Here is a 26,522-nt window from a genome sequence, read left to right as displayed (position 1 = left end):
TTTGATTTTTCTCTATCATTTGTGAAATATATCATCCTTCTTCATTTCTACCACTTTGCCGTATTTTGCAAGACTATCACGATTTATGTTCTTCATATTTCCTACAATATAATATATTATAGGTTTGTTTTTCACATAATCGTCGTAAAATTTTTTGCAGTCACCAAAGCCCAGTTGTGGAATTATAGATGTTGCCGCTGTATTTGGATCAGCAGTATACCCCTTCATAATATATGAATCGATGGTGCTACCCATACTGCGAAAGTCAGGGTAATGGTTATTAATGCTATTTATTTCTGATTGTTTTGCAGCCATTATATTTTTTTCTCTTAATGGCATATTCTTATATAAGCTGTCAAGAACTTCAAATGCTGCCATACTTTTGTCTGATTGTACTCCCATTTTTGATATGAATCCAGTAGGATAATTTGCGCAGTGAGGTAATGGTGGCATCTGCGTATATCCGTGAGAATAGTATGCATAGGCACGGAACTCTCTTATTTCCTGGAACAACACTGATGACATCCCTGATCCGAAGTAATTTCCCCATAATTCTAATCGTTCACGATCTTCTTCAGTTGGCATTTGTGGCATGTTCACGTATGAACCTATCACTGTCTGGCGTGCTTTCGGATTGTTATATATATAAATAGTAGGCGTTATATATCTTTCTAACTTGTAGTTGACTGGTTCATAATCAAGTTTACTTCTGTCTACAGGTATTTCCTGCTTTATCATATTCTCCACTTCAGAATCCTTTAGTTTTCCGCTATACACAATACTTAGATCATAGTTCTGTATATCTTTAAACAGATTTATCAAATCCTCTGGTTTGATTTTCTTATAGTCTTTCGCACAGCTTCTCTTAATATAAATAGAATTGTTGCCATACATTATTTTCTGACTCATAATATCGGCAATGTTAGCATTGTCTTTGAAAGCAGTCTTTTCTTCAAGTTTCTTGTCTTTTATAATTTCGTTGAATTTCTTTTTGTCAGCCTTCGGACTGTCAAGAAGTTCGCGCAGCAATTTCAGAGAAGCTGATAAGTTATTGTCGAAACCACTTAATGTTATTATAAATTTGTTTCTATTGGCATCAATACTATATGAACTTCCAATTTTCTGCATTGCTTTAGCAAATTCATTTTTGGTGTTTTTTTCAGTTCCAACATTTCCTATGTATTCGGCAACGTCACCAATGCGATTATCGTTGTCAGTTCCTCTATGATATATTAGTTCCAACTTAAATAAATCGTTTGACGGATTCTTAACAGTATAAAGTCTTGCTTTAGGTGCTAATGTTATCGTGTTGGCATCTTTAGTGAAATCAACTAATTTTGGCTTTATGTCCTGAGTTGGTATTGCCTTTATTTCTTTTGCATATTCAGACTCTTCGCCAGCATGTTTTGGCTTAATAGGAGAGTATCCTGGTTGGCTCACTTTGTCCTTCTGATAATGGCCGAATGTTTTAATAGCTCTAACACAGTCATCGCTGAAATATTTTTGAGCTACTCGCATGATGTCCTTACGACTCACGGCAGCAATATCTTTTCCTTTGTCAAGGACTCTATCCCAAGATAAACCGTGAGATGCAGCAGTTGTCATTATATTTGCTCGGTTGTCTATATTTTCAAGGCTCTCTTGTGCGCTTTTTTCAAGCATCAGTTTAGTTGAATTTAAAAATTCATCTGAAAAATCGCCTTTCTTAAGTTTCTCGATCTGCTCGACACACATCTTTTCCGCTTTTTTTCTACTACCGAACGGTATGTTTGGCACAAAGCCAACTCCAACTACGTTTGTCTCTTTGAATGGTGACATCATAGCAATGGCGTACATTACCTTATTGTCATTTCTCAGTGAATCAAGAAGACCAGTTTTAGAGCTATTGCTAAGAAGTCCTAATGCAACCGTGAAAGCATTGTAGTCTGAATCCCGGTCTATTGGGGCACGATAAATTATTCCCCCTGCCTTTACAATAGGTATTGGCAGCTTTAGCTTCATGGTTCCTAAATCTTTGAGTGGCTGTAGTTTGAAAGGCTGCTTATTCTCGACATTTCCAGAGCGTATACGTCCGAATGTATTTTCTAGAATGTTACTTATAGAATCTGCATTTACATCTCCTGTAAGAATTAGCGTCATATTGTTCGCAACATAATATTTGTTGTAGAATTTCTTCATTTCCCCAAGTCTTGGATTTTTCAGATTCTCAGTACTTCCAATAATAGGGTAGGCGTATGGTGTGCCAGCAAATATTTTTGATTCTGCGTACTCTGCAGGTGGCATTAGCATATTGTCTGAATACATGTTCTTTTCTTCATATACTGTTTCAAGTTCGCCCTGAAATAGTCTGAATACTGGATACATAAGTCTTTCGCTATTTAGCTCGCACCATTGGTGAATGTATTGTGGTGAAAAACTATTGTGGAATACCGTTTCGTCAAAAGATGTGAAAGCGTTGAGTCCAGTACCACCAAATGTTGTGATGAGTGAACTAAATTCGTTTGGTATTGCATATTCTCCAGCTTTTATGCTAAGGCGATTTATGTCTTTTTGAATGATACTCCTTTGTTTAGCATCTTTTGTTTCTGCAAGAATATCATATTTGGCGGATATAGAATCCAACCAAGGTTTTTCATTAGTATAATCTATGGTGCCTATTTTGTCAGTTCCTTTAAACATGATGTGTTCAAAATAATGCGCCATTCCGGTGTTTGGACAGTCCTTAGCTCCTGCTTTCACAATAACAGCTCCATACACTTTTGGTTGTGAATGGTCTTCATTTATCCAAACAGTCAATCCGTTACTAAGTTTCTTTTCAGTTACTTTAAGTGGATTCACCTGTGCGTTTGCTGTGGCAAAGAACGCAAAAGGTATTAGAAAAGCCAATAATTTTCTCATGTGGTTCTTGTTTATTATCTTTAATTACTATCCTGTTGTTATGGCATTTTTCGTTTTGTTATTAAGTGCCGTAAACTTTTTGACAATGCAAAAATATTACTTTTTGTCGGTATAATATATGTTATAGTTACGTTTTTTTCGTTTTTTGTCTTATTTATCTTCTTGATTAACGTAAATAAAGAAAGGCAGATTCCTTTTTGCAGGATATCCGCCTTTCTTGTTTTTTATTAATCTTGTCCTATAGAGATATATTCTTTACATGGGGCATCCATGTTCGTCGTCATCTTCCATGTATACACAAAGTTCCCTGCCCATTCTTTTGAGTCCTTCCATAAGGTTGGCTCTTGTGCAGGCTATGTTTATACGAAGATAACAGAATCCTTCTTTTCTACCGTACATGGTTCCGCTGTTGATCTTCACTTTTGCATTATCAAGCAACTTTTTCGCAGCTTCGTCGGCAGTGAGTTCTATTCTTGAAATATCTATCCATACAAGGTATGTTCCTTCAAGACGTATAACCTCAAGTTTTGGAAGATATTCCGTAAAGAAATCCTTAAGAGCTTTATAGTTGTCGTATAGGTATTGGTTAAGCTCGTTAAGCCAATCCTCACCATTGTTATATGCTTCCTGTAATGCAATTACACCAAAAGGATTAACGTCGCATACTTCATTGATGTTTAAAGCTCTGTCTATGCGTCTACGCAGGGGTTGATTGCTGCATATAATATTAGCAATTTGTAGACCCGCAATATTGAATGATTTTGACGGAGAATTGAGAATGATGCTGTTGTCACGACATTCATCGCTCACGCTGGCGAACGGTGTGAATGTATATTCTGGCATAATAAGTTCGCAATGTATCTCGTCTGAAATTATCTTAACTCCATTTCTTTCGCAGATGCTGTTTATGCGTAGCAATTCTTCTTTCTTCCATACACGTCCTGAAGGATTATGAGGATTGCATAGCACAAATACTGTAACTTTTGGATCTGCACATTTACGTTCAAAGTCGTCGAAATCCATAACAAAGCTGTTGCCTTCTCTTTTTAGAGCTGTTTCAGTAACCTCGCAACCGCAGTTCTTTATGCTTGTGAAGAAGCAGTTGTATGCCGGAGTCTGTATAAGCACCTTTTCACCTTGCATGGTCAAAGCCTGCAATGAAGCTGTCAATGCAGGAACTACGCCTGATGTATATAAAATCCAAGAACGGTCTATCTCCCAGTTGTGACGGCGTTTGAACCAATTAGTTATCGCCTCATAATAACTGTCTGGTACTAGTGTGTAGCCAAATACGCCATGCTCTACACGCTTTTTCAGTGCCTCTATAATGCAAGGTGCTGTCTCAAAGTCCATGTCGGCTACCCACATTGGGATCACTCCTTCTTCTGGTAAATCCCACTTGTATGAGTTTGTGCCGCGTCGCTCAATCTGTTTGTCGAAATCGTATTTCATATTTATCTTGTTTCAATAATGCAGTCTTTCCCCTTGGCGTATTCATCGTATGTGATTTTGCCAATTTTATCGGCTGTGATTTTTCCGCTTATCGGATTTTTAATTTCTGTTATTGTTCCAGTTATGTTTGCGTTTATATTAGTGCTGTCTTCAAATGTACGGTCACATTCAGCATCGAATGTGCAATCTTCAAGAATTATTCCGTCAATATAGCATAGTGGTTGCTCGCCACTTATGTGGCATCTCACTAACTTTATATTTTTGCTGTGCCATGCAAGATACTCGCCATTTAGCTCTGAGTCATATACTGTCACGTTGTCACATTCCCAAAAACTGTCTTTAGTTGTGATTTTAGCGTTGTGTATCTCTACGTTATGACAATATTGAAACACATATTTTGAATCGCTCACAAGACCGTCTACATGTATATTGCTTGAAAACATGAATGGATAGGTGCCTTCGTGAAGTTCTACATTCTTGAGCTTCAATCCGTTTACTTTCCAAAAAGTTTCGTCAGCATCGTTGATTTTCACATTTTCCAGTTCTAGATTGTTCATCTCTCTGAAAAATTTAGGACCGTCAATCACAGAGTCCTGCATTTTCATATCGTTGCTGTACCAAATGGCAGAACGGCTTTCTGGAGCGAAATAGCAGTTTGTTATAATACTCTTGTCAACATGCCACCAAGGATATTTGCCATAGAACTTGGAATTATCACATTCCAGATTCTCGCAACATTTTATTCCTGATTCACCATCAACAATGGTTATATCCTCAAGTCGTGTATCTTTTTCTCCGAAGAGAGGGCGCTCTCCACCAAATTCCTTATTCTTTATTAGTTTCATACTTTTGTTTAATACCTATTTTTTCTTTTATTTAAAACTCACGGTACAAAGATACAAACATTATACCAAACTTGCTGTATACAAATTACGGATAATTTTCGTGGATGTCCCTCTATAAAAATTCTTTTTTTTAGCTACGGGGTTACGTTTGAGTTCGAATTCCTTATAATAAAAGGAATGGTAGCGAAAAATAGAAAATCTAGCTATGCTAAGCTATGTCCTGGTTACGTCTTTATAGCGTTATAATGATATACTCGATATTATCGTAACAATTTTGTACTATAATCATAACTCTGTGATAATGATTATGAAATATAACCATCTTACCTTTGCATCGACAGACAGAAAGATGTGCAAATTCAAGAGAAATAGACGAAACTCAAGTATAGCAAGTAATATTAGATAATATATATAGGAAAGGATATACTTGCTGACAGTAAACAGATGACGATGACGTTAATCGGGCTTCAAGGCGTAACAAGGAGACGGTTATATTACAAATCATAGAAATCTGTCCCGTCATAGTGAACAGCATATTCATCAATATAATTTCTATCAGTAAAGTTGCTAACCTTATTATTATAAGATACTCATCCCCCGGATAAAGTCAAAAGTGTAATTTCTGATTTTATTCGGGTTTATACTTTTTAAAAGTTAGCCTGTATTACTTGTAACATGAATGAAAAAAATATGTAAAGGCTTTATAATCTTAATGCAATGAAGACGAAATATTCTGACGGTACCTTTGCAGCATGATTTAGAAATGATAAAGTCATATTAATTACAATGCTAAGAAGATGAGAAGAATTTTTATTTCAGTGATGAGCATTATGCTTGCAGCAGCAGGTATGGCACAGGAGACCACTAGTACATTTAAACCAAGTGGAAGACCGATAGCCACAGTGTTCACTGATTTCAGGGTACAATCTACAGATGGTAAGACAAACACTGCCTTCGAGATTTCAAGAGCCTACTTAGGTTACGCCTACAACTTCTCACCTTATTTCTCTGCAAAGGCAGTGATGGATGTTACAGATAAAAATAACGGTTATCAGGGTTCTGCTTACACCGCTTATATAAAGAATGCTTACGGCGAATATTCAAGAAACGGCCTTACGATTGACTTTGGTTTGATAGGTACCAATACTTTTAATTTACAGGAGGCTTTATGGGGTAAGCGTTATCTTTTGAAATCATTCCAAGATCTTAATGGATATGCATCAAGTGCAGACCTTGGATTGGGTATCAAATATCAAATAGTTCCTGAGTTGAGTATTGATGCTCAGGTTGTAAACGGCGAAGGTTACAAATCATTACAGTCTGATAGCGCTGTTAAAGTTTCTGCCGGATTGACATATCAGCCAATAAAAAAACTATATCTTCGTGTTTATGGAGATTACCAGAAAAAATTGGAAGCTCAGACTACATTCAATGCCATGATAGCTTATAAAGACGATAAGTTTACAGTAGGTGGCGAATACAACTTACAGACTGGCCATAACAAGGTAAAAGATCATAATTTTAATGGATTATCATTCTGGGGTACATACAATCCATGTAAGACATTTGCTGTATTTGGACGCTATGATAACTTAACATCAAAGAAACTCAATGGTGCAAGCAATGGTTGGAATGCTACTGACGGAAACCTTTATACAGCTGGTCTTGAAATATTACCTGCAAAAGGTGTTGCAATATCACCTAACGTGCAGATAAGTGATCCTTCTAAGTCAGGTTCTAAAACATCAACAAGCTATCTTGTAAGTTTCAAGTATAGCTTATAAACATAAATAAGAAGATAGTTATATTACTATAGTCTGTTAAAAACAAAAGATAAATTATTTTTTAAATATAAAATTATATGAAAAAGAGTATTGTTTTAGTTGCATTGTTGAGTCTGATGACTCTAGGCAACAAGGTTAGTGCGCAGTCAATATCAGGTGCAGGAGCAACATTCCCAGAACCATTCTATAATGCAGCATTTGCGTCTTATGAAAGAGCAGCACATGCTAAAGTAACTTATGGCGGCATTGGTTCAGGTGGTGGTATCCGCAGTCTGAAAGATAAAATTGTAGATTTTGGTGCGTCAGATGCATTCCTTACAAATCAAGAACTTCGAGAGATGCCGGCTCCTATCGTTCATATTCCTACATGTAGTGGTGCGGTAGTTGTAGCTTATAATCTACCAGGTGTAAAGCAGATTAAACTGACTCCTACTGTTTTAGCTTCTATTTTCTTGGGACAAATTAGAAATTGGAATCATCCTGCTTTGAGAAAATTGAACCCAGGTGTAAGATTCCCAAATAAGGAAATTACAGTAGTTCATCGTTCTGATGGTAGTGGTACAACTAATATGTTTACAGATTATCTTACTAAGGTAAATAAAGTATGGCATTCTAAGGTTGGTGCTGGTAAGACTGTAAACTGGCCTGTAGGTGTAGGTGCAAAAGGAAATCCTGGTGTCGCAGGTGCTATTCATCAGACACAAGGGTCTATAGGATATATAGGTTCTGAATACGCTTTCGCACAACGTGAACCGTCAGCACTTATCCAAAATAAAGCTGGAAAGTTCATCAAAGCTACAGTAGCTTCTACAAGTGCAGCTGGAAAAGGTAAAATTCCTGCAGATACACGTGTTATGCTTACCAACTCTTCTGCCCCAACAGCTTACCCTATAGCTGGTTTTACATGGCTAATAATCTATAAAGATCAGGCTTACAACAACCGCAGCTTTGCTCAGGCTCAGGCAACATTGAAATTGATAGACTGGATGGTAAGTCGCAATGCACAAGCATTGGCTGTTAAAACCAATTATGCTCCACTTCCAGCAGGTGTAGCAGCAAGAGCAAAAGCTATATTACGCACAGTGACTTACAAAGGAAAAAGAATTCTGAAGTAAATGAATAGTGATAAAATTCTGAAACGCGTATTGTTCTTCTCCTCACTGGTTATCGTCTTGATAGCCGCGGCGATGGTGTTTTCACTGTTCGAGGGGTCGTTACCGTCAATATCCAAATTTGGATGGCGGTTTCTGATCTCTGATCAGTGGGATCCAACCCAGGGGAGCGAGAACTATGGCGCGTTATTATTTATAGTCGGTACTATACTCACCTCAGTTCTGGCTCTGGTTATCGCAATCCCCTTGGCGTTCTGCACATCTCTGTTTGTTGCAGAATATTTTCGCGGTACAAAGCTTGCATCTATTGTTGGCACATTAGTAGATCTGTTGGCTGGTATTCCGTCTATTATATATGGTCTATGGGGTTTCTATATCCTATGTCCGTTGGTAGTTGAGGCTGGTTTAAGTCCGCAGGGATTCGGAGTATTCACATCCGCCTTGATACTTGCCATCATGATTGTGCCTTATGCCACATCTTTGAGTAATACAACTATAGCGATGGTGCCAAATGATCTTAAAGAAGCCGCTTATGCTTTAGGTGCCACTCGATTGGAAGTGATACGTACGGTTATATTGCCAAATGCTCGTTCTGGAATGACAGCAAGTTACATACTAGCTTTTGGTAGAGCAATAGGTGAAACTTTGGCTGTGACAATGCTTATTGGCAACGAAAATGCGATACCACATGGACTCTTCTCAACAGGTAATACAATGGCTAGTGTTATTGCAAACCAGTTTGGAGAGGCTAGCGGATTACAGTTGAGTGCGTTGATAGAGCTTGCTCTACTACTCTTTGTGATAACAACTATTATCAATGCGATAGGAAAATACATAATTAAAAAGATTGGATAATGGATAATATTATTAATATAGGGAAAACTGCAGGACTGTTATCCTCAATTGGTTATAGAAAAGCTAAAAACAATATCTTTAAGATACTTGTGATGGTATTTTCTTTCCTTACAATCTCTATGGTTTTCCTGATTATCGGTACATTGTTGGTAAAAGGTTACAAACAAATCAATTTGGCTTTCTTTACCCAAGTAGCTCCAGACACCTTCACAGCAATGATGGCTACAGCCAATGGAGAGATTATTCCGGGAGGAATAGCAAACGGTATACTTGGTTCAATTTATTTGGTTCTTATCGCATCTGTAATAGCAATACCTATGGGAATAGTAATAGGTGTATATCTTTCAGAAAACAGTAAGAAAAAATATGCCTGTGTGATACGTGATATTGCAGATATTATGCAAGGAGTACCATCGATAGTTATTGGTATTATTGCTTATATCTGGGTTGTGGTTCCTTTAACAAAAGGATACTCTGTATTAGCCGGTGGTGTAGCTTTAGCTATTATGATGTTACCACTTATTGTGCGCTCTACTGAGGAGTCGCTCAAAATGGTTCCAGATACTCTGAAAGAGGCGGCTATTGCCCTTGGAACACCTTATTATAAAGTGATATGGCGAGTGCTTATTCCTACATCTTTCTCAGGATTGATTAGTGGTATACTGCTTGCTGTGTCGCGTGTTTTAGGTGAGACAGCTCCATTGATGCTTACAACATTAGGTAATCCAGATGTAAACTGGAATATTGCTAAGCCTGGTTCGGCCGTACCATTGTTGATTTGGCAGTTTTATAATGATCCAAACATGGTAAATCTGATATGGAGCTCTACAATCTTCCTCATGGGATTTGTGTTGATACTCAATTTGATATCAAAATGGATTGGAGCAAAAAGAAAATAAAAAGAAAATGATAAATACAAAAGAAAATACAACAACACCGGTGATGTCAATAGAAGATATTTCTATTAGCTATGGTGACGATAAGTATGCTGTGAAACATGTCTCAGCAGAGATAGAAGCACATTCTATCACAGCTATTATGGGACCATCTGGATGTGGTAAAACAACTCTATTGAGAGCAATTAACCGCATGCACGAGCTTTATCCAAATATTAGTACAGAAGGCAAAATATTACTTGGCGGAGATAATATCTATGAAATGCCAACAATGAATTTGCGACGTAAAATAGGTATGGTGTTCCAGCGTCCTAATCCATTCCCTACATTGAGTATATACGATAATGTAATTGCAGGCTACCGTCTTAATGGTATCCGCATGAAAAAACAAGAACGTGACGAAATTGTAGAAAAATCGTTGCGTGACGTTGCCTTGTGGGATGAGGTGAAAGACACATTGCATAGCAAAGGTAACTTCTTGTCAGGCGGTCAGCAACAGAGACTATGTCTCGCTCGTACCATCGCCTTTCGTCCCCAAGTGATATTACTAGACGAGCCTACTTCAGCTTTAGATCCTATATCAACTTCAAAGATAGAGGACTTGCTCGTTGAATTGAAAAAGGATTATACCATTATAATGGTTACTCATAATATGTCTCAAGCTGCGCGCATTTCAGACAAGTCAATGTTTATGTATCTTGGCGAATTGGTGGAATATGACAATACAAAGAAAATGTTTACAACACCAACAGATCCACGTACTGAGGCATATCTTACAGGTAAGTTCGGATAAGTTTAATTTATTATAAATTGCTTCGTGCATTAAAAATGAAATTATGGCAATAACAAAAGACAATGCATTACATTCTTTATTGAGCCATTTCAACGAAATGGTGGAATTGGTAATGCGCCAGTTGGAAATAGTGAATAAGTTGCTAGTTGACGGTACCACTAATATTCCGACTGAAATTCAACAAGAAATTGAACAGAATGAAAATCGTATAGATGGTTATGATATAAGTCTTAGCAATGAAATCATAGATATCATTGCATTGCAGAATCCTGTAGCATCTGATATTCGTAAAATAATGTCTGCTTACCAGATGATTTCAAATCTGGAACGTATTGGTGATCAGGTTAAGAATATAGACAAATTCTTGTCTCGTATTGAAGACAAAACGGTTTTTGAACATATGCTACCGGTGCTATCAAATATGATGGCTTCAAGTATATTGATGGTAAAGAGATCTGTCTCAGCTTTTGTTAATGATGACAATGATGCGGCTGTCTGGACTATCAAAAACGATGATGTGGTAGATGATATTAATCATAAACTTATAAAGGATACGATCAAGAATAGTCATTATCCAGAAGAAACTCGCCATTTGCTCTTTACTTTTATAAATCTTAATGGAATTATATCTAACATTGAGCGTATTGCCGATCATGCTACAAATATAGCTGAGGCTTCAATATACACCAATATGGGTGAGAACCTGCGACATCCAAAGATTGCTAAAAATGAAGAAGATAAATAGACGAGACTATCAATTAAATAAACTGAACTTTAATTTTTAGTTAATTGTTTAAATTAGTAGGAAGGTGGGTCGTATAGGTTCGCCTTTTTCTTTTTGTTATGTATTTTAATCATCATAACATATTTGTCTTTCCTTTTGTGCTTCTTACTCAATTTAGTGATGGAGACCTCAATTCTACCAGAAAAAGTTTTTTTAATGCCACTAATGTCATAATGTCACAAACCCTTTGTTTATAAGGGTTTAACGAGTGACATTAAGTGACATTATCGGGGGAAAAGTGACATTAAACTCCAAATCACACCTGCTTTTAGCGTTTTTTTCGCACTTATGCTATTTCCATAAATATATTTGTCCTTATGGAATTTTATCGAGTATAAAGATCAAGTTCTTGCATAGCATGAATAATTTAAAATCTACTCCATGCATATATATAAAACATGAGGAAATGAATTTGAAGAATGAAAATAAGTATAGAAACTAAGTGAACAAACTATGGCTCAGTTCATAAACTTGGGGATTTAATAATTCCACGCATAATTTTTAGCAACCAAAAGAGGAAGAAGCTTGCATCAGCCACTTCTCTAGATGTAGCCCTGAACCCATTGAGCTTTAGTTTTATTAATAAAGTTTTATACTACAAATAGATAAATTCTATTTTACTTAAATTATGTTTGGCCACAAATTCTATCTTATCATCAATTTATGGTTTTGAAGAAATGTTCGTTGAGAATAGTAGGTTTAACTTAACAAGTGGCACTTTTGCTATATATGTGCAAATCAGAAATTCTATATAACTCTATCAAAATTCATCACATGATCCTCTCCAATATAGTTCTTTCCATCAGTCAAATTATGAAACCAATTGAATTATGACTATCAAAAATATTTTTTGTTTATTGATTTTTTAATGCCGTTTCCTACATGTTTTTGCGAAACGTATTGTTATACAATATGTTAGCTTATGTAGGAGAGTCCGTTGTTATACATTTTAGGGAGTGATTAGGCCCTAATCACTCTGTTATCCTACATGCTTTGCAGAGTGATAAGGCCCTTATTACTCAAAGGCGCACCGAAAAAGGTGATTTTATATTTGCTGTGCTTCATACATTTTGACTATAATGAGAATTGATCATAAACATTCATAGTTGTATTTACTGAATCACAATACATTTTTTTAAGCTGATACGGATTATCATTAACGTTTTTGAAATCCCTTACGGAAAAGATTGACATATCAAAATGTTTTATAAACCAGTTTCGTTTCCAAATTTCATCTACAAAGAGAAATGAGATTTCTATATTCATAATTTCCAAGAAAGACATCATGGTGATTTGCTTTACTGATGAAAATATGACCTAATGGTCCAACCTAAAAAGCGACTTTCGTATTGCGATTGGGGCAAAATCCATCGTTTTAAGTACAAATACGTGCTTATAATGTAGGAATCATGTAGGAAAGATGTAGGAAAAGGCACTAATATACATGGGTTAACATATTGATTAGTAGTTATTTAAGTCAGAAATGTATATAATGTAGGTTTGTTTTATGTTTTTTTTGATTTTTCATTTATTTAGGGGGGGCGGTAAATGGTCTTTGATTTTAGTGATTTTTATGCCTGATCTATTAAACATAAATCTTTTGGGCTTTTTGCAAGAATAAAAAAACAGACTGACAAATCATTATTGTCAGTCTGTTTTGTATTATGTTCACTTTGTAATCTTATAAATATATAAGAGTTAAGTGAAAATGCTTTTTTACAAGTTTGAGTTAAGCTTGTTCCACTCAGCAACTGCTGGAAGAGCACCCATACCGATAACCTGATCGCGCATCTTCTGAAGGTGATCGTAGCTCGCATCAAGAGTTGCAATCTCATCAGCAGAACCAATAACTGGCTTAGTGTAAACACCATCGCTAGTTACACGTGTAGGCATAGCCATCATAACGTGGTTGTAACGAGCTGTGTCTGCGTATGTACCAGCAGGATAGTTGAATTCCTCACCACCCATAGCAGCCTCAATCATCTTAACTGCAAGGTAAGCTGGGCTCTGGAAAGAACTGCGACGACGAAGTTCGATGATCTTTGCACCACCCTGTGTAACTTCCTTCTGCATCTGTGCCCATTCCTCTGAAGTAATACCCTTACCGTTAACCTTTGCCTTACCAGCGATAACGTCAACCAACTTAACACCGTCAATAGTTGTAGGAGTAGCAAATACAGCCATCTTCTCACCGTGACCACCATATGTGTAAGCGTTCTTAACAACAGCCTGGCTAACACCGAAGTGCTTAGCAAGAGCGCCCTTAAGACGTGTAGAGTCAAGAGCAGCAAGTGTTGCAACCTGATTTGGCTTCAAACCTGAATGTACAAGTGTTACAAGACCTGTAATGTCTGCTGGGTTGAAGATAACAACACAGAAATTAGCATTAGGACAGAACTTCTTGATATTCTCACCAAGTTCCTGAGCAGCCTGAGAGTTACCAGCGAGCAAATCCTCACGTGTCATGCCCTCTTTACGTGGAGCGCCACCTGAAGAAATAATGTATTTAGCACCTGTAAAAGCCTCTTTAGGATCTGTTGTTGAAACGATGTTTGCATCGTCAAAACCGCACTGACGCATTTCCTCAGCAACACCTTCTGCTGAAAATACATCATAAAGAGTGATGTTTGGTGTAAGACCCAGCATAAGAGCTGTCTGAACCATGTTAGAACCGATCATTCCGGCTGCGCCGACGATCAAAAGTTTGTCATTAGTTAAAAATTCCATAACTACAATTTATTTTAATGTTTTAGAAATCTCTTTCCTTTCATGCGACCGCAAAGTTACTAAAAAATAACAAATTTCGGTTATTTATTTAGCATTAAATTTGTTGTTAATTCTTAAAAACTTTATCTTTGTAATGTCTATTTAGCAAAATAATATATTTATGATAATAAACGAACGTGTTGCCGCTTTAAGAGAGGTGATGAAAAGAGAAAATTTGGGTGCTTTTGTATTCCCTAGTACTGATGCTCATAATAGTGAGTATGTAGCTGACCATTGGAAAGGTCGCGAATGGATTTCTGGATTTGACGGTTCTGCTGGTGTTGCCGTGGTAACAATGCAGGGAGCTGCTCTCTGGACCGACTCAAGGTATTTCCTTGCTGCCGAAAAACAACTTGGCGGTACAGAATTCCAACTTATGAAATTGAAGATGCCTGGTACTCCAACTGTGGCTGAATGGATTGCCCGTCAGCTTGACGGAAATGGCGAAGTTGGCGTAGATGGTACCGTCAACTCCTATTCTTTTGTTGAAAATCTAATTTCTGATCTTAGGCATCATGGAGGTATTACCGTAAGGCTAAATTTCGATCCATTGAAGTCTATTTGGAAAGACCGTCCGTCAATACCTAATAACAAAGTGGCTATACAACCTTTGGAATATACAGGTGAAGATACCGAAAGTAAAATAACAAGGATTAAAACAGAATTGCGCAAGATACATTGTGATGGTATGCTGGTATCAGCACTTGATGATATTGCGTGGATATTAAACTTGCGTGGCACTGATGTACATTGTAATCCTGTGTTTGTTTCTTATTTACTTATTGAGGAATCAAATACTACCTTATTTATAAATAAAGAAAAGATAACCGGTGAGGTGAAGGAATATCTTGCAAATCAGGAAATATCTGTGCAAGAGTATGATAATGTGTCTACATATCTGAAACGAAAATATTTTGCCTATAACATTCTTCTTGATCCTGATGAGACAAACAGTTATCTTGTTACTCAGGTAGATAAGGACAAAACAAATGTGGTTTTTGCTACATCTCCGGTGCCAAAGATGAAAGCCGTGAAGAGTAGTGCTGAAATTAATGGATTTCATAACGCTATGCTTCGAGATGGTGTTGCAATGGTGAAATTTCTTAAATGGCTGAAGCCTGCTGTTGAGGCTGGTGGTGAAACAGAAATATCCTTGGATCGAAAATTGACTGGGTTACGTGCCGAACAGAAACTGTTTAAGGATATCTCTTTTGATACAATCGTTGGGTACGAACAACATGGCGCTATTGTGCATTATGAAGCTACTGAAGAAACGGATATACCTATACAACCTTCAGGATTAGTTCTTATAGATAGTGGAGCTCAGTATCAGGATGGAACAACAGATATAACACGTACAATAGCACTCGGTCCCTTGACGGAAGAGCAGAAGAAAGTTTATACACTTGTTCTAAAGGGACATATACAGTTGGAATTAGCAAAATTTCCAGATGGAGCATGCGGTACACAACTTGATTCGTTAGCAAGAGAAGCTATGTGGCGTGAAGGTATGAACTTTCTGCATGGTACAGGGCATGGAGTAGGAAGCTATCTCTGTGTACATGAGGGACCTCATCAGATACGAATGGAATATATGAGTACTCCTCTGCATGAAGGAATGACGGTTACGGACGAACCTGGGCTATATCTGACAGGTAAATTTGGTGTGAGGATAGAGAACACTCTTCTCATAAGAAAATATCTAGATACCGAGTTTGGACAATTCCTGCAAATGGAACCACTTACTTTATGCCCGATTGACACACTTCCGGTCGTGAAATCAATGCTATCTGAAGAGGAAAAGAATTGGTTGAATATGTATCATAAAATGGTGTGTGACAAACTGTTACCTTATCTTGATGATAGCGAAAAACGATGGCTGATTGACGCTACGGAGGAAATTTAAGGCTATTTTGATGGGTTTTGGTTAAAAAATCAATTAAAAGCTTGCTTAATTCGCAAATAAGATGTAATTTTGCACCCGCTCATTGTGGAGTAGTCCATAGTGGTAATATAATTATAAATAAATTAAAAACAAAAAACATGATTATTGTACCAGTAAAAGATGGTGAGAACATTGAGAGATCTCTCAAGAAGTTCAAGAGAAAATTCGAAAAGACAGGTGTTGTAAAGGAGCTTCGCGCTCGTCAGCAGTACAACAAGCCTTCTGTTTTGAAGAGACTCAAGATGGAACATGCCATCTACGTACAGCAGTTGCATAATAACGAGGACTAAAAACTCGTTAAAAAATTTGGTGGTTTGAATTTTATTTCGTAAATTCGTTGCCGTAAAGATAAATGATAAAGCAGCGTTTGTGATGATAGAAATTTTTTTGAACTACTTGAAGTTTGAGCGTAATCGTTCAGACATGACGGTAAAAAACTATGGAGAAGACCTTAAGGCCTTTGAAAAGTTTTTCGAAAAATTTAATGATCATCTCTCTTGGGAGTCGATAGACTCAGATGTCATCCGTGACTGGATGGAGAGTATGATGGATAAGGGAAACAATGCGGCATCAATCAATCGAAGGTTGAGCGCTTTGCGTTCCTTTTATCGTTTTGCTCTTTCGCGACATCTCGTAACAGAAGACCCAGCTCATGGGATAGTTGGACCTAAGAAGAGTAAGCCTCTGCCTCAGTTTCTTAAAGAATCAGAGATGAATAGGCTGCTTGAACCTGATTTCTGGAATGATAGCTATAAAGACGTGTGCGCACGTACTATTATAATGACATTTTATGAGACGGGAATCCGATTATCGGAATTGGTTGGACTAGATGATGTGGCGGTTGATTTTATAAATCAACAGTTGAAAGTTACGGGAAAGAGAAATAAACAGCGGATAATACCGTTTGGTGACGAATTGGACTCCACTCTGCATGACTATATGAAACTACGCGATGAGCGTATACATAAAAAAACGCAGGCTCTGTTTCTTGCAGAAGACGGTTTGAGAATGAACCAAAATCAAGTGAGAAACGAGGTAAGGCGAAACCTCACTAAAGTATGCACGCTTAAAAAACGCACGCCGCACGTATTGAGACATACGTTTGCAACAGCAATGCTTAATCACGATGCCGGATTAGAAAGTGTGAAAAAACTGCTAGGGCATGAAAGTCTGTCAACGACAGAAATCTATACCCATACAACTTTTGAGCAGTTGAAACGTGAATATTCTAACGCCCATCCAAGGGCTTAACCTTTAAAAGCGGAGGTAACTATGGAAATTAAAATTCAGTCGATTCATTTCGACGCTACCGAGAAATTACAGGCGCTTATCGAAAAGAAAGTTGCCAAGTTGGAAAAAACTTACGAAGATATACAGAAAGTAGAGGTGCAATTAAAAGTTGTCAAGCCTGCTGCTGCATTGAATAAAGAAACGTCGCTGACGGTAACTGGTCCAGGACTCTCGCTATATGCTGAGAAGACTTGTGATACTTTTGAAGAAGGTATAGATCAGACTGTTGATTCAATGAAGGTACAGCTGGCTAAATTTAAAGAAAAAACTCGCAATCGTTAAAAAAAAACTTGAAAAAGTTTTGGCGATTAGAAAATAAGTCGTATCTTTGCAGCCGTTTTACAGCATACCCCAAAACGATGCCGCCTAGCGGCTGTAGGGATACTCGCCTCTTTAGCTCAGTTGGCCAGAGCACGTGATTTGTAATCTCGGGGTCGTTGGTTCGAATCCGACAAGAGGCTCACCAAGGAAATTAAACTCCTGCTATGTGTCGATAAACAAGGGTAGTTACCAGAGTGGCCAAATGGGGCAGACTGTAAATCTGCTGGCTATGCCTACGGTGGTTCGAATCCATCACTACCCACTCAGTAGAAGTTTTGCGGAAATAGCTCAGTTGATAGAGCACTAGCCTTCCAAGCTGGGGGTCGCGGGTTTGAGCCCCGTTTTCCGCTCTAACCGATGCTGTAATAGCTCAGTGGTAGAGCACTTCCTTGGTAAGGAAGAGGTCCTGAGTTCAACTCTCAGTTACAGCTCTACTTCAGTCCTACTTCTTTTGGTAACTGAAGAAAAACAATATAATAAAAGATATTCATTTATATAAATAAAACAATAAGCTATGGCTAAAGAGACATTCCAGCGTACCAAGCCGCATGTTAACATTGGTACAATTGGTCACGTAGACCACGGTAAGACTACTTTGACAGCTGCCATTTCTAAGGTCCTTTCAGAGGCAGGATTTGGTTCTGAAGAAATTAAGTCTTTCGATCAGATTGATAATGCTCCTGAGGAGAAAGAGCGTGGTATTACTATTAATACAGCGCACATTGAGTATGAGACAGCTAAGCGTCACTACGCTCACGTAGACTGTCCGGGACACGCCGACTATGTAAAGAACATGGTTACTGGTGCTGCTCAGATGGATGGTGCTATTTTGGTTGTAGCTGCTACTGATGGTCCTATGCCTCAGACTCGTGAGCACGTATTGCTCGCTCGTCAGGTAAACGTACCACGTCTTGTTGTATTCTTGAACAAGTGTGATATGGTTGAAGATGAGGAAATGCTTGAACTTGTAGAAATGGAAGTTCGTGAAATCCTTGAACAATATGATTTTGAAGAGGATACTCCTATCATTCGCGGTTCTGCACTTGGTGCTTTGAACGGTGTTGAAAAGTGGGTAAATAAGGTTATGGAACTCATGAACACTGTTGATGAGTGGATCCAGGAGCCTCCTCGCGCTACAGATAAACCATTCTTGATGCCAGTTGAGGATGTATTCTCAATCACAGGTCGTGGTACTGTTGCTACAGGTCGTATTGAGACTGGTATTATTAAGGTAGGTGATGAAGTTGAACTATTGGGTCTTGGTGAAGATAAGAAGTCAGTTGTAACTGGCGTTGAAATGTTCCGTAAGATTCTTGACGAAGGTATGGCCGGTGATAACGTTGGTTTGCTTCTTCGTGGTATTGATAAGGCTGAAATCAAGCGTGGTATGGTTCTTTGCCATCCAGGTCAGATCAAACCTTTCAAGAAGTTCAAGGCTTCTATCTATGTATTGAAGAAAGAAGAAGGTGGTCGTCATACTCCATTCGGAAACAAGTATCGTCCTCAGTTCTATCTTCGTACCATGGACTGTACTGGTGAAATCACTCTTCCAGAGGGTGTTGAAATGGTAATGCCTGGTGATAACGTTGAGATTAACGTAGAGCTTATCTACGCTGTCGCAATCAACCCAGGACTTCGTTTCGCTATCCGTGAAGGTGGTCGTACTGTAGGTTCAGGTCAGATTACAGAGATTCTCGAAGACTAATTCGAAACTCAAAATAAAATGACGTTCCCGTTTCGACGGGAACTTCATATACGGGAATAGCTCAGTTGGTAGAGCATCGGTCTCCAAAACCGAGGGTCGTGGGTTCAAGTCCTGCTTCCCGTGCTAATAAGAAGATAATATGTTTAAAAAGATAGTAAATTATTGCAAGGCTTGTTATGACGAGCTTGCGCATAAAACTACTTGGCCGACACGTGCCGAACTTACTCACAGTGCAATGGTTGTATTATCTGCTTCCCTTGTCATTGCTCTTGTGGTGTTCGCAATGGACAGTGTGTTTAGGTTTGTGATGAGTACAATCTATCCAAATTAATTTTTTTAGGAAAATGGCTGAAACAGGAAATAAATGGTATGTGCTTCGCGCTGTTAGTGGAAAAGAGGCTAAGTTGAAAGAATACATCGAAGCTGAAATGAAACACAACGAGTTGCTCAACACGCATGTCTCTCAGGTTTTAATACCAACAGAGAAACATGCTTCCTTGTGTAATGGCAAAAGAGTGGTTAAGGAGAAAATTTCTCTCCCTGGCTATATCTTTGTTGAGGCTAAGCTTGTTGGTGATGTTGCGCATACTTTGCGCTTTATCCCTAACTGTTTAGGTTTCCTTGGAGGATTAGATGAACCGTCACCCGTTCCACAGTCTGAAATCAACCGTATGCTCGGTACTGCCGAGGTAACAGAATTAGAGGATAACATTGATATCCCTTATACTGTTGACGAAATGGTAAAGGTTACAGATGGTCCATTCAGTGGCTTTAGCGGTGTTATCGAAGAGGTAAATGCTGATAAACACAAACTGAAAGTGATGGTTAAGATCTTCGGACGTAAAACTCCGCTAGAACTCGGTTTTATGCAAGTTGAAAAGGAAGGTTAGTCCTCGTTACGGAAGTTAACTGACCTTTATACAAATTTAATTTTTAATATTAACAAAAAAATGGCTAAAGAAGTTGCTGGTTTAATCAAATTACAGATTAAGGGTGGCGCTGCGAATCCTTCCCCACCAGTAGGTCCTGCATTGGGATCTAAGGGTATCAATATTATGGGATTCTGCAAGGAGTTTAACGCCCGTACCCAGGATAAGGCAGGTAAGATCCTACCTGTTGTTATTACTTACTATACAGACAAGTCATTTAGCTTCATAATCAAGACTCCTCCTGCAGCTGTTCAGTTGAAAGAGGTTGCTAAGATTAAGACTGCTTCATCTCAGCCTAATCGTCAAAAAGTTGCTTCTGTAACTTGGGAACAGATTAAGGGTATTGCTGAAGACAAAATGACAGACCTCAATTGTTTCACAGTTGAGTCTGCTATGAAGCTGATTGCTGGTACTGCTCGTAGTATGGGTATTACTGTAAAAGGGGACTTCCCTGGTGAATAATTTATAACTTCAATTAAAAAAATGAGTAAACTGACAAAAAATCAAAAATCAGTAGCTGAAAAGGTTGAAGCAGGGAAGGCATACACATTGAAAGAAGCTTCAGAACTTGTTAAGGAAATTACCACAACAAAGTTTGACGCGTCTCTGGATATTGATGTACGTCTGGGTGTAGACCCACGTAAGGCTAATCAGATGGTTCGCGGTGTTGTTTCACTGCCAAACGGAACTGGTAAGACTACTCGTGTGCTTGCTCTCTGTACTCCTGATCAGGAAGCTGCCGCTAAGGAAGCTGGTGCTGACTATGTTGGTCTTGATGAATATGTCGAGAAAATCAAAGGTGGTTGGACAGACATTGATGTCATCATTACTATGCCTTCATGTATGGGTAAGATTGGACCTATCGGACGTATCCTTGGTCCTCGTGGCTTGATGCCTAACCCTAAGAGTGGCACTGTAACAATGGACGTTGCTAAGGCAGTAAAAGAAGTAAAGCAAGGTAAAATAGACTTTAAGGTAGATAAGGCTGGTATTATCCATACTTCTATCGGTAAGGTTAATATGACTACTGAGCAGATTTATGGTAACGCAAAGGAATTTATCCTTACAGTTATCAAATTGAAACCTGCTGCTGCTAAAGGTACATATATTAAGAGTATCTTTATTTCTAGCACTATGAGTAAGGGTATCAAAATTGATCCTAAATCAGTTGAATCACTCTAAAAGTTTTGTACAATGAAGAAAGAAGTAAAAGATACTATTATTGTTGAACTTGGTAAGATGTTGGGTGAGTTCCCTCACTTCTATTTGGTAGATGTTACTGGATTGAATGCTGAGGCTACAAGTAATCTCCGTCGCAAGTGCTTCAAGAGTGAAATTAAGATGGTTGTTGTGAAGAATACTCTTCTTCACAAGGCTTTCGAGGCTTCAGATATTGATTTTGAGCCTTTGTATGTAGCACTTAAGGGTACTACAGCTGTAATGTTCACAAATACAGCTAATGTTCCTGCTAAGTTGCTAAAAGAATACGAAAAGGAAGAAATTCCTGCACTCAAGGCTGCTTATGTTGAGGAAAGCATCTATGTTGGTGTTGATAAACTCCCTGAGCTTGCAGCTCTTAAGAGCAAGAACGAAGTTATCGCAGAGATTATCTCTCTGTTGCAGTCTCCTGCAAAGAACGTTGTTTCAGCTCTTCAATCAGGCGCAAACACCATCCATGGTGTACTTACGACTTTAGGTGAGCGTCCTGAATAATTCTGATTGAACAGATATATTCAATTATTAGAGTCAAAAATATTATTTTTAACAAGAACAATTAAAATTTAGAATAAAATGGCAGACGTTAAAGCTATTGCAGAAGAATTAGTAAATCTTACTGTTAAAGAAGTAAATGAGTTGGCAACAGTCCTTAAGGACGAGTATGGTATTGAGCCTGCTGCAGCAGCTGTTGCTGTAGCTGCTGGTCCTGCTGCAGGTGGTGCAGCAGCAGCTGAGGAGAAGTCTTCTTTCGACGTAGTTCTCGTTGAGGTTGGCGCTACAAAGCTTCAGGTTGTTAAGGCAGTTAAAGAAGCTTGTGGCCTAGGTCTTAAGGAAGCTAAGGACATCGTAGACGGTGCTCCTGCTACTGTTAAGGAAGGCGTTGCTAAGGACGAGGCTGAGAACCTTAAGAAGGTTATCGAAGAGGCTGGTGCTAAGGTAGAGTTGAAGTAATTCAGAATTACATCTTTCATTAGAAATACGGTTAGGATCTTCCAAGTAGGTTGGTCCTAACCTTTTTGTGTCTTTTATACATAATTAGCCTTATTAGGCTGATAAAGCTTATAGCCCGGTAGGGCCAATTAAATATTACTTTATGACAAAAGTTGTTGATAACAGAGTAAATTTTGCCAGCGTGCATAATCCGCTACCATATCCGGATTTTCTCGATGTGCAGTTGAAGTCTTTCCGCGACTTCTTACAGTTGGACACTCCGCCTGAGGAACGCAAGAATGACGGTCTATATAAAGTTTTCGCAGAGAACTTCCCTATAACCGACACGCGTAATAATTTCGTTCTTGAGTTCTTGGATTACTTTATTGATCCGCCTAGATATTCTATTGATGAATGTCTTGAGCGTGGTCTGACATATAGTGTACCTTTGAAGGCTAAGATGAAACTGTACTGTACAGATCCTGATCATGAGGATTTTGGGACTTTTATTCAAGATGTATTCTTGGGTACTATCCCATATATGACACAGAATGGTACTTTTGTAATTAATGGTGCTGAACGTGTTGTAGTTTCACAGTTGCATCGTTCTCCAGGTGTTTTCTTTGGTCAGGGTGTGCATGCAAACGGTACTGTTCTTTATAGTGCCCGCATTATCCCATTTAAGGGTTCTTGGATTGAATTCGCTACTGACATTAATAATGTCATGTATGCTTATATTGACCGTAAGAAGAAATTACCTGTTACAACTCTTCTCCGTGCAATGGGCTATGAGCAGGATAAGGATATCCTGAAAATATTTGACCTTGCTGAGGAAGTTAAAGTTAACAAGAAAAATATTAAGGCAGCTATTGGTCGCAAACTTGCGGCTCGTGTATTGAAGAGCTGGAACGAAGATTTCGTTGATGAGGATACTGGTGAGGTAGTTTCTATTGAGCGCAATGAAGTTATCATGGAGCGTGAGACAGAACTTACCGAGGACAATATTGATGAAATTCTTGAGAGTGGTGCTTCATCTATCTTGCTTCACAAGGACGAAGAGGCTGCTAACAAGTATACTATCATCTTTAATACATTAGCAAAGGATCCTAGTAACTCAGAAAAAGAGGCTGTAAATTATATCTACCGCCAGTTGCGTAATGCAGATCCTGCTGATGATGCAAGTGCTCGTGAAGTATTCCAGAACTTGTTCTTCTCTGATAAGCGTTATGATCTTGGTGAGGTTGGTCGCTACCGAATCAACAAGAAGCTTGGTCTTACTACAGACATGGATACACGTGTTTTGACCAAGGATGATATTATTGAGATTATTAAGTATCTTATCCAGTTGGTTAATTCTAATGCAACTGTTGATGATATTGACCACTTGAGTAACCGCCGTGTACGCACAGTTGGTGAACAATTGGCTAATCAGTTTGCTATTGGTCTTGCACGTATGAGCCGCACAATCCGTGAGCGTATGAATGTACGCGATAACGAGGTGTTCACTCCTACTGACTTGATTAACGCTAAGACAATATCAAGCGTTATAAATTCTTTCTTTGGAACTAACCCTCTAAGTCAGTTCATGGACCAGACTAACCCACTTGCTGAGGTTACTCACAAGCGTCGTTTGTCAGCTTTAGGTCCTGGCGGTCTTTCTCGTGAACGCGCAGGATTTGAGGTTCGTGATGTGCATTACACTCACTACGGTCGTCTTTGTCCTATTGAGAGTCCTGAAGGACCTAACATCGGACTTATTTCTTCTTTATGTATATATGCTAAGATAAACGATCTAGGATTTATTATCACTCCTTATAGAACAGTTACTGATGCTAAGGTTGATATGAAGAACGAAGATGTTATTTATCTTACAGCCGAGGAAGAAGAAGAGAAAATTATTGGTCAGGGTAATGCTCCTCTAACTGTAGATGGCGCATTTATAAAAGATACTGTTAAGTGTCGTCAGGATGCTGACTATCCTGTTGTTTCACCTGACCAGATTGACTTGGTGGATGTTTCTCCACAGCAGATAGCTTCTGTTTCTGCATCACTTATTCCATTCTTGGAGCATGATGACGGACACCGTGCGCTGATGGGTTGTAATATGATGCGTCAGGCTGTTCCACTTATTCATAATGATGCTCCTATCGTTGGTACAGGTCTTGAAAAGCAGGTTTGCGAAGATTCACGTACAATGATTACTGCTGAAGGTGATGGTGTTATTGAATATGTAGACGCAACAACGATTCGTATTCTTTACGATCGTACAGAAGAAGAAGAATTTGTTAGTTTTGAGCCTGTTCTTAAGGAATATCGTATTCCTAAGTTCCGCCGTACTAACCAAAATATGACAATCGACCTTCGTCCTATTTGTAGTAAGGGACAGCGTGTTAAGGCTGGTGATATTCTTACAGAAGGTTATGCTACAGAAAATGGTGAATTAGCACTAGGTCGCAACTTACTTGTTGCTTATATTCCTTGGAAGGGATATAACTATGAGGATGCTGTTGTTATCTCTGAACGTATGGTTCGTGATGACGTGTTGACATCTGTACATGTAGATGAATATTCTCTTGATGTACGTGAGACAAAGCGTGGTGTTGAGGAATTCACTTCAGATATTCCAAATGTAAGCGAAGAAGCTACAAAGGATCTTGATGATAATGGTGTAATTCGTGTTGGTGCTCGTGTTGAGCCAGGCGATATCCTTATCGGTAAGATCTCACCTAAGGGTGAGAGTGATCCTTCTCCAGAAGAGAAGTTGCTTCGTGCTATTTTCGGTGACAAGGCTGGTGATGTTAAGGATTCTTCTTTGAAAGCTAATCCTTCATTGAGCGGTGTCGTTATTGATAAAAAGTTGTTCTCTCGCGCTGTAAAGACTCGTGAGTCAAAGAAGCAGGATAAGATGATCCTTGCAAAGATTGATGAAGAGTATGAGGCAAAGAATGATGACTTGAAAGATATCTTAGTAGACAAATTGATGACTCTTACTGAAGGTAAGATTTGTCAGGGTGTTAAAGATTATACTGATGCTGAAATCATTACAAAGGGTAGTAAGTTCACTAAGACTTCACTTAAAAACCTTGAGTATGATGGAATTCAAAGCAATAACTGGACTGAAGACGAACATACTAATGGTTTGATTCAAATGCTTATCATGAACTATATACGTAAGTATAAACTTCTTGATGCAGAGATGAAACGTAAGAAGTTCGCTATTTCTATTGGTGATGAACTTCCTTCAGGTATTCTTCAGATGGCAAAGGTTTATGTAGCTAAGAAGCGTAAAATTCAGGTTGGTGATAAACTTGCCGGTCGACACGGTAACAAGGGTATCGTTTCTAAGGTTGTACGTACAGAGGATATGCCATTTATGGCTGACGGACGTCCTGTTGACTTGGTACTAAACCCAATGGGTGTGCCTTCTCGTATGAACTTGGGACAGATATTCGAGGCTATTCTTGGTGCTGCTGGACAAAAGTTGGGATGCAAGTTTGCTACCCCTATCTTTGATGGTGCTAAACTTGCCGACTTGAAGGAATGGACAGATAAGGCTGGACTGCCAAATCTATGTTCAACATATCTTTATGACGGTGAAACCGGTGAGAAGTTTGACCAGCCTGCAACTGTAGGTGTAACTTACTTCTTGAAACTCGGACACATGGTTGAGGATAAGATGCATGCTCGTTCTATCGGTCCTTACTCTCTTATTACTCAGCAACCACTTGGTGGTAAGGCTCAGTTCGGAGGTCAGCGTTTTGGAGAAATGGAGGTTTGGGCTATTGAGGCATTTGGTGCTAGCCATGTTCTTCAGGAAATCCTTACTCTTAAGTCTGATGACACTGTTGGTCGTAGCAAGGCTTATGAGGCAATTGTCAAGGGAGATCCTATGCCAACTCCTGGTATTCCAGAGTCACTGAACGTGTTGCTGCACGAACTCCGTGGTCTTGGTTTAAGTATCAAACTCGATTAATGTGAACACCCTAATCAAAAGATAAA

Annotated in this window: 22 protein-coding genes and 5 tRNA genes; 23 read left to right on the top strand and 4 right to left on the bottom strand. The window is 38.6% G+C overall.

All coding sequences use genetic code 11. The features are described 5' to 3' along the window. Positions 1-15: 15 nt before the first annotated feature. From prwr041_RS04480 to prwr041_RS04470, 3 genes are all read right to left on the bottom strand, one after another. On the bottom strand, positions 16-2,898 hold the full coding sequence (locus tag prwr041_RS04480) for a M16 family metallopeptidase (protein ID WP_207155154.1): 2,883 nt from the start codon (positions 2,896-2,898) through the stop codon (positions 16-18). Positions 2,899-3,153: 255 nt separating this feature from the next. Beyond that, positions 3,154-4,350 (bottom strand): MalY/PatB family protein, encoded by a 1,197-nt coding sequence (locus prwr041_RS04475; protein WP_207155153.1) that lies wholly within the window; start codon positions 4,348-4,350, stop codon positions 3,154-3,156. A gap of 2 nt (positions 4,351-4,352) precedes the next feature. Beyond that, a complete protein-coding gene (locus prwr041_RS04470) occupies positions 4,353-5,195 on the bottom strand; it encodes a DUF3737 family protein (protein ID WP_207155152.1) in 843 nt (280 codons plus the stop codon). 797 nt (positions 5,196-5,992) lie between these two features. On the opposite strand from prwr041_RS04470, the gene prwr041_RS04465 reads away from it, so the two are divergent. The 6 genes from prwr041_RS04465 to phoU all read left to right on the top strand — a co-directional run bounded on the left by prwr041_RS04465 (position 5,993) and on the right by phoU (position 11,380). Then, entirely contained in the window at positions 5,993-6,979 is a 987-nt protein-coding gene (locus prwr041_RS04465) for a hypothetical protein (protein ID WP_207155151.1), read from the top strand. A 77-nt stretch (positions 6,980-7,056) separates the two neighbouring features. Next, the gene (gene pstS, locus prwr041_RS04460) at positions 7,057-8,094 is read left to right on the top strand and encodes a phosphate ABC transporter substrate-binding protein PstS (protein WP_207155150.1); all 1,038 of its coding nucleotides are present in this window, start codon (positions 7,057-7,059) and stop codon (positions 8,092-8,094) included. Beyond that, the gene (gene pstC / locus prwr041_RS04455; RefSeq protein ID WP_207155149.1) at positions 8,095-8,946 is read left to right on the top strand and encodes a phosphate ABC transporter permease subunit PstC; all 852 of its coding nucleotides are present in this window, start codon (positions 8,095-8,097) and stop codon (positions 8,944-8,946) included. Further along, positions 8,946-9,845 carry a phosphate ABC transporter permease PstA gene (pstA, locus tag prwr041_RS04450; RefSeq protein ID WP_207155148.1) on the top strand — a complete coding sequence of 300 codons (900 nt, stop codon included), beginning with the start codon at positions 8,946-8,948 and terminating at the stop codon, positions 9,843-9,845. Before pstC ends, pstA begins: the two co-directional genes overlap by 1 nt. Positions 9,846-9,852: 7 nt before the next feature. After that, entirely contained in the window at positions 9,853-10,635 is a 783-nt protein-coding gene (gene pstB, locus prwr041_RS04445; RefSeq protein WP_207155147.1) for a phosphate ABC transporter ATP-binding protein PstB, read from the top strand. A 43-nt stretch (positions 10,636-10,678) separates the two neighbouring features. Continuing rightward, positions 10,679-11,380 (top strand): phosphate signaling complex protein PhoU, encoded by a 702-nt coding sequence (gene phoU / locus prwr041_RS04440; protein WP_207155146.1) that lies wholly within the window; start codon positions 10,679-10,681, stop codon positions 11,378-11,380. A gap of 1,755 nt (positions 11,381-13,135) precedes the next feature. On the opposite strand, the gene prwr041_RS04435 is transcribed toward phoU, so the two are convergent. After that, a complete protein-coding gene (locus tag prwr041_RS04435; protein WP_207155145.1) occupies positions 13,136-14,146 on the bottom strand; it encodes a malate dehydrogenase in 1,011 nt (336 codons plus the stop codon). Positions 14,147-14,306: 160 nt separating this feature from the next. Here prwr041_RS04435 and prwr041_RS04430 point away from each other — a divergent pair, with 160 nt between their 5' ends. The 17 genes from prwr041_RS04430 to rpoB all read left to right on the top strand — a co-directional run bounded on the left by prwr041_RS04430 (position 14,307) and on the right by rpoB (position 26,496). After that, a complete protein-coding gene (locus prwr041_RS04430; RefSeq protein ID WP_207155144.1) occupies positions 14,307-16,091 on the top strand; it encodes an aminopeptidase P family protein in 1,785 nt (594 codons plus the stop codon). A gap of 137 nt (positions 16,092-16,228) precedes the next feature. Beyond that, a complete protein-coding gene (gene rpsU / locus prwr041_RS04425; RefSeq protein ID WP_018462900.1) occupies positions 16,229-16,420 on the top strand; it encodes a 30S ribosomal protein S21 in 192 nt (63 codons plus the stop codon). A 79-nt stretch (positions 16,421-16,499) separates the two neighbouring features. Next, positions 16,500-17,381 carry a tyrosine-type recombinase/integrase gene (locus tag prwr041_RS04420; RefSeq protein WP_207155143.1) on the top strand — a complete coding sequence of 294 codons (882 nt, stop codon included), beginning with the start codon at positions 16,500-16,502 and terminating at the stop codon, positions 17,379-17,381. A 21-nt stretch (positions 17,382-17,402) separates the two neighbouring features. Next, complete coding sequence (gene hpf / locus prwr041_RS04415) at positions 17,403-17,702, top strand: ribosome hibernation-promoting factor, HPF/YfiA family (protein ID WP_018462902.1); 300 nt, start codon at positions 17,403-17,405, stop codon at positions 17,700-17,702. A gap of 105 nt (positions 17,703-17,807) precedes the next feature. Then, a tRNA-Thr gene (locus prwr041_RS04410) sits at positions 17,808-17,881 on the top strand. A gap of 40 nt (positions 17,882-17,921) precedes the next feature. Beyond that, a tRNA-Tyr gene (locus tag prwr041_RS04405) sits at positions 17,922-18,003 on the top strand. 15 nt (positions 18,004-18,018) lie between these two features. Next, positions 18,019-18,091: transfer RNA gene (locus tag prwr041_RS04400), tRNA-Gly, on the top strand. A 9-nt stretch (positions 18,092-18,100) separates the two neighbouring features. Beyond that, positions 18,101-18,172, top strand: a tRNA-Thr gene (locus prwr041_RS04395). A gap of 83 nt (positions 18,173-18,255) precedes the next feature. Further along, a complete protein-coding gene (gene tuf / locus prwr041_RS04390; RefSeq protein ID WP_018462903.1) occupies positions 18,256-19,446 on the top strand; it encodes an elongation factor Tu in 1,191 nt (396 codons plus the stop codon). Between the two features lie 50 nt (positions 19,447-19,496). After that, positions 19,497-19,569: transfer RNA gene (locus prwr041_RS04385), tRNA-Trp, on the top strand. Between the two features lie 16 nt (positions 19,570-19,585). Further along, positions 19,586-19,777, top strand: a complete 192-nt coding sequence (gene secE, locus prwr041_RS04380) for a preprotein translocase subunit SecE (RefSeq protein WP_018462904.1) — start codon at positions 19,586-19,588, stop codon at positions 19,775-19,777. A gap of 13 nt (positions 19,778-19,790) precedes the next feature. Beyond that, positions 19,791-20,336 (top strand): transcription termination/antitermination protein NusG, encoded by a 546-nt coding sequence (nusG, locus tag prwr041_RS04375; protein ID WP_207155142.1) that lies wholly within the window; start codon positions 19,791-19,793, stop codon positions 20,334-20,336. A gap of 60 nt (positions 20,337-20,396) precedes the next feature. Then, the gene (gene rplK, locus prwr041_RS04370; protein WP_018462906.1) at positions 20,397-20,837 is read left to right on the top strand and encodes a 50S ribosomal protein L11; all 441 of its coding nucleotides are present in this window, start codon (positions 20,397-20,399) and stop codon (positions 20,835-20,837) included. Between the two features lie 21 nt (positions 20,838-20,858). Next, positions 20,859-21,557: a 50S ribosomal protein L1 gene (rplA, locus tag prwr041_RS04365; protein ID WP_018462907.1), complete on the top strand. Its 699-nt coding sequence runs from the start codon at positions 20,859-20,861 to the stop codon at positions 21,555-21,557. A 12-nt stretch (positions 21,558-21,569) separates the two neighbouring features. Further along, entirely contained in the window at positions 21,570-22,088 is a 519-nt protein-coding gene (gene rplJ, locus prwr041_RS04360) for a 50S ribosomal protein L10 (RefSeq protein WP_207155141.1), read from the top strand. Between the two features lie 78 nt (positions 22,089-22,166). Next, on the top strand, positions 22,167-22,544 hold the full coding sequence (gene rplL, locus prwr041_RS04355) for a 50S ribosomal protein L7/L12 (RefSeq protein ID WP_207155140.1): 378 nt from the start codon (positions 22,167-22,169) through the stop codon (positions 22,542-22,544). 142 nt (positions 22,545-22,686) lie between these two features. Continuing rightward, positions 22,687-26,496, top strand: coding sequence for a DNA-directed RNA polymerase subunit beta (gene rpoB / locus prwr041_RS04350; protein WP_207155139.1), 3,810 nt, complete (start codon positions 22,687-22,689; stop codon positions 26,494-26,496). Positions 26,497-26,522 lie beyond the last annotated feature (26 nt).

The organism is Prevotella herbatica (assembly GCF_017347605.1).
Taxonomy (GTDB): Bacteria; Bacteroidota; Bacteroidia; order Bacteroidales; family Bacteroidaceae; genus Prevotella; species Prevotella herbatica.
The sequence above is the reverse complement of the archived record's forward strand: the minus strand, read 5'-3'. Positions and strand labels throughout refer to the sequence as shown.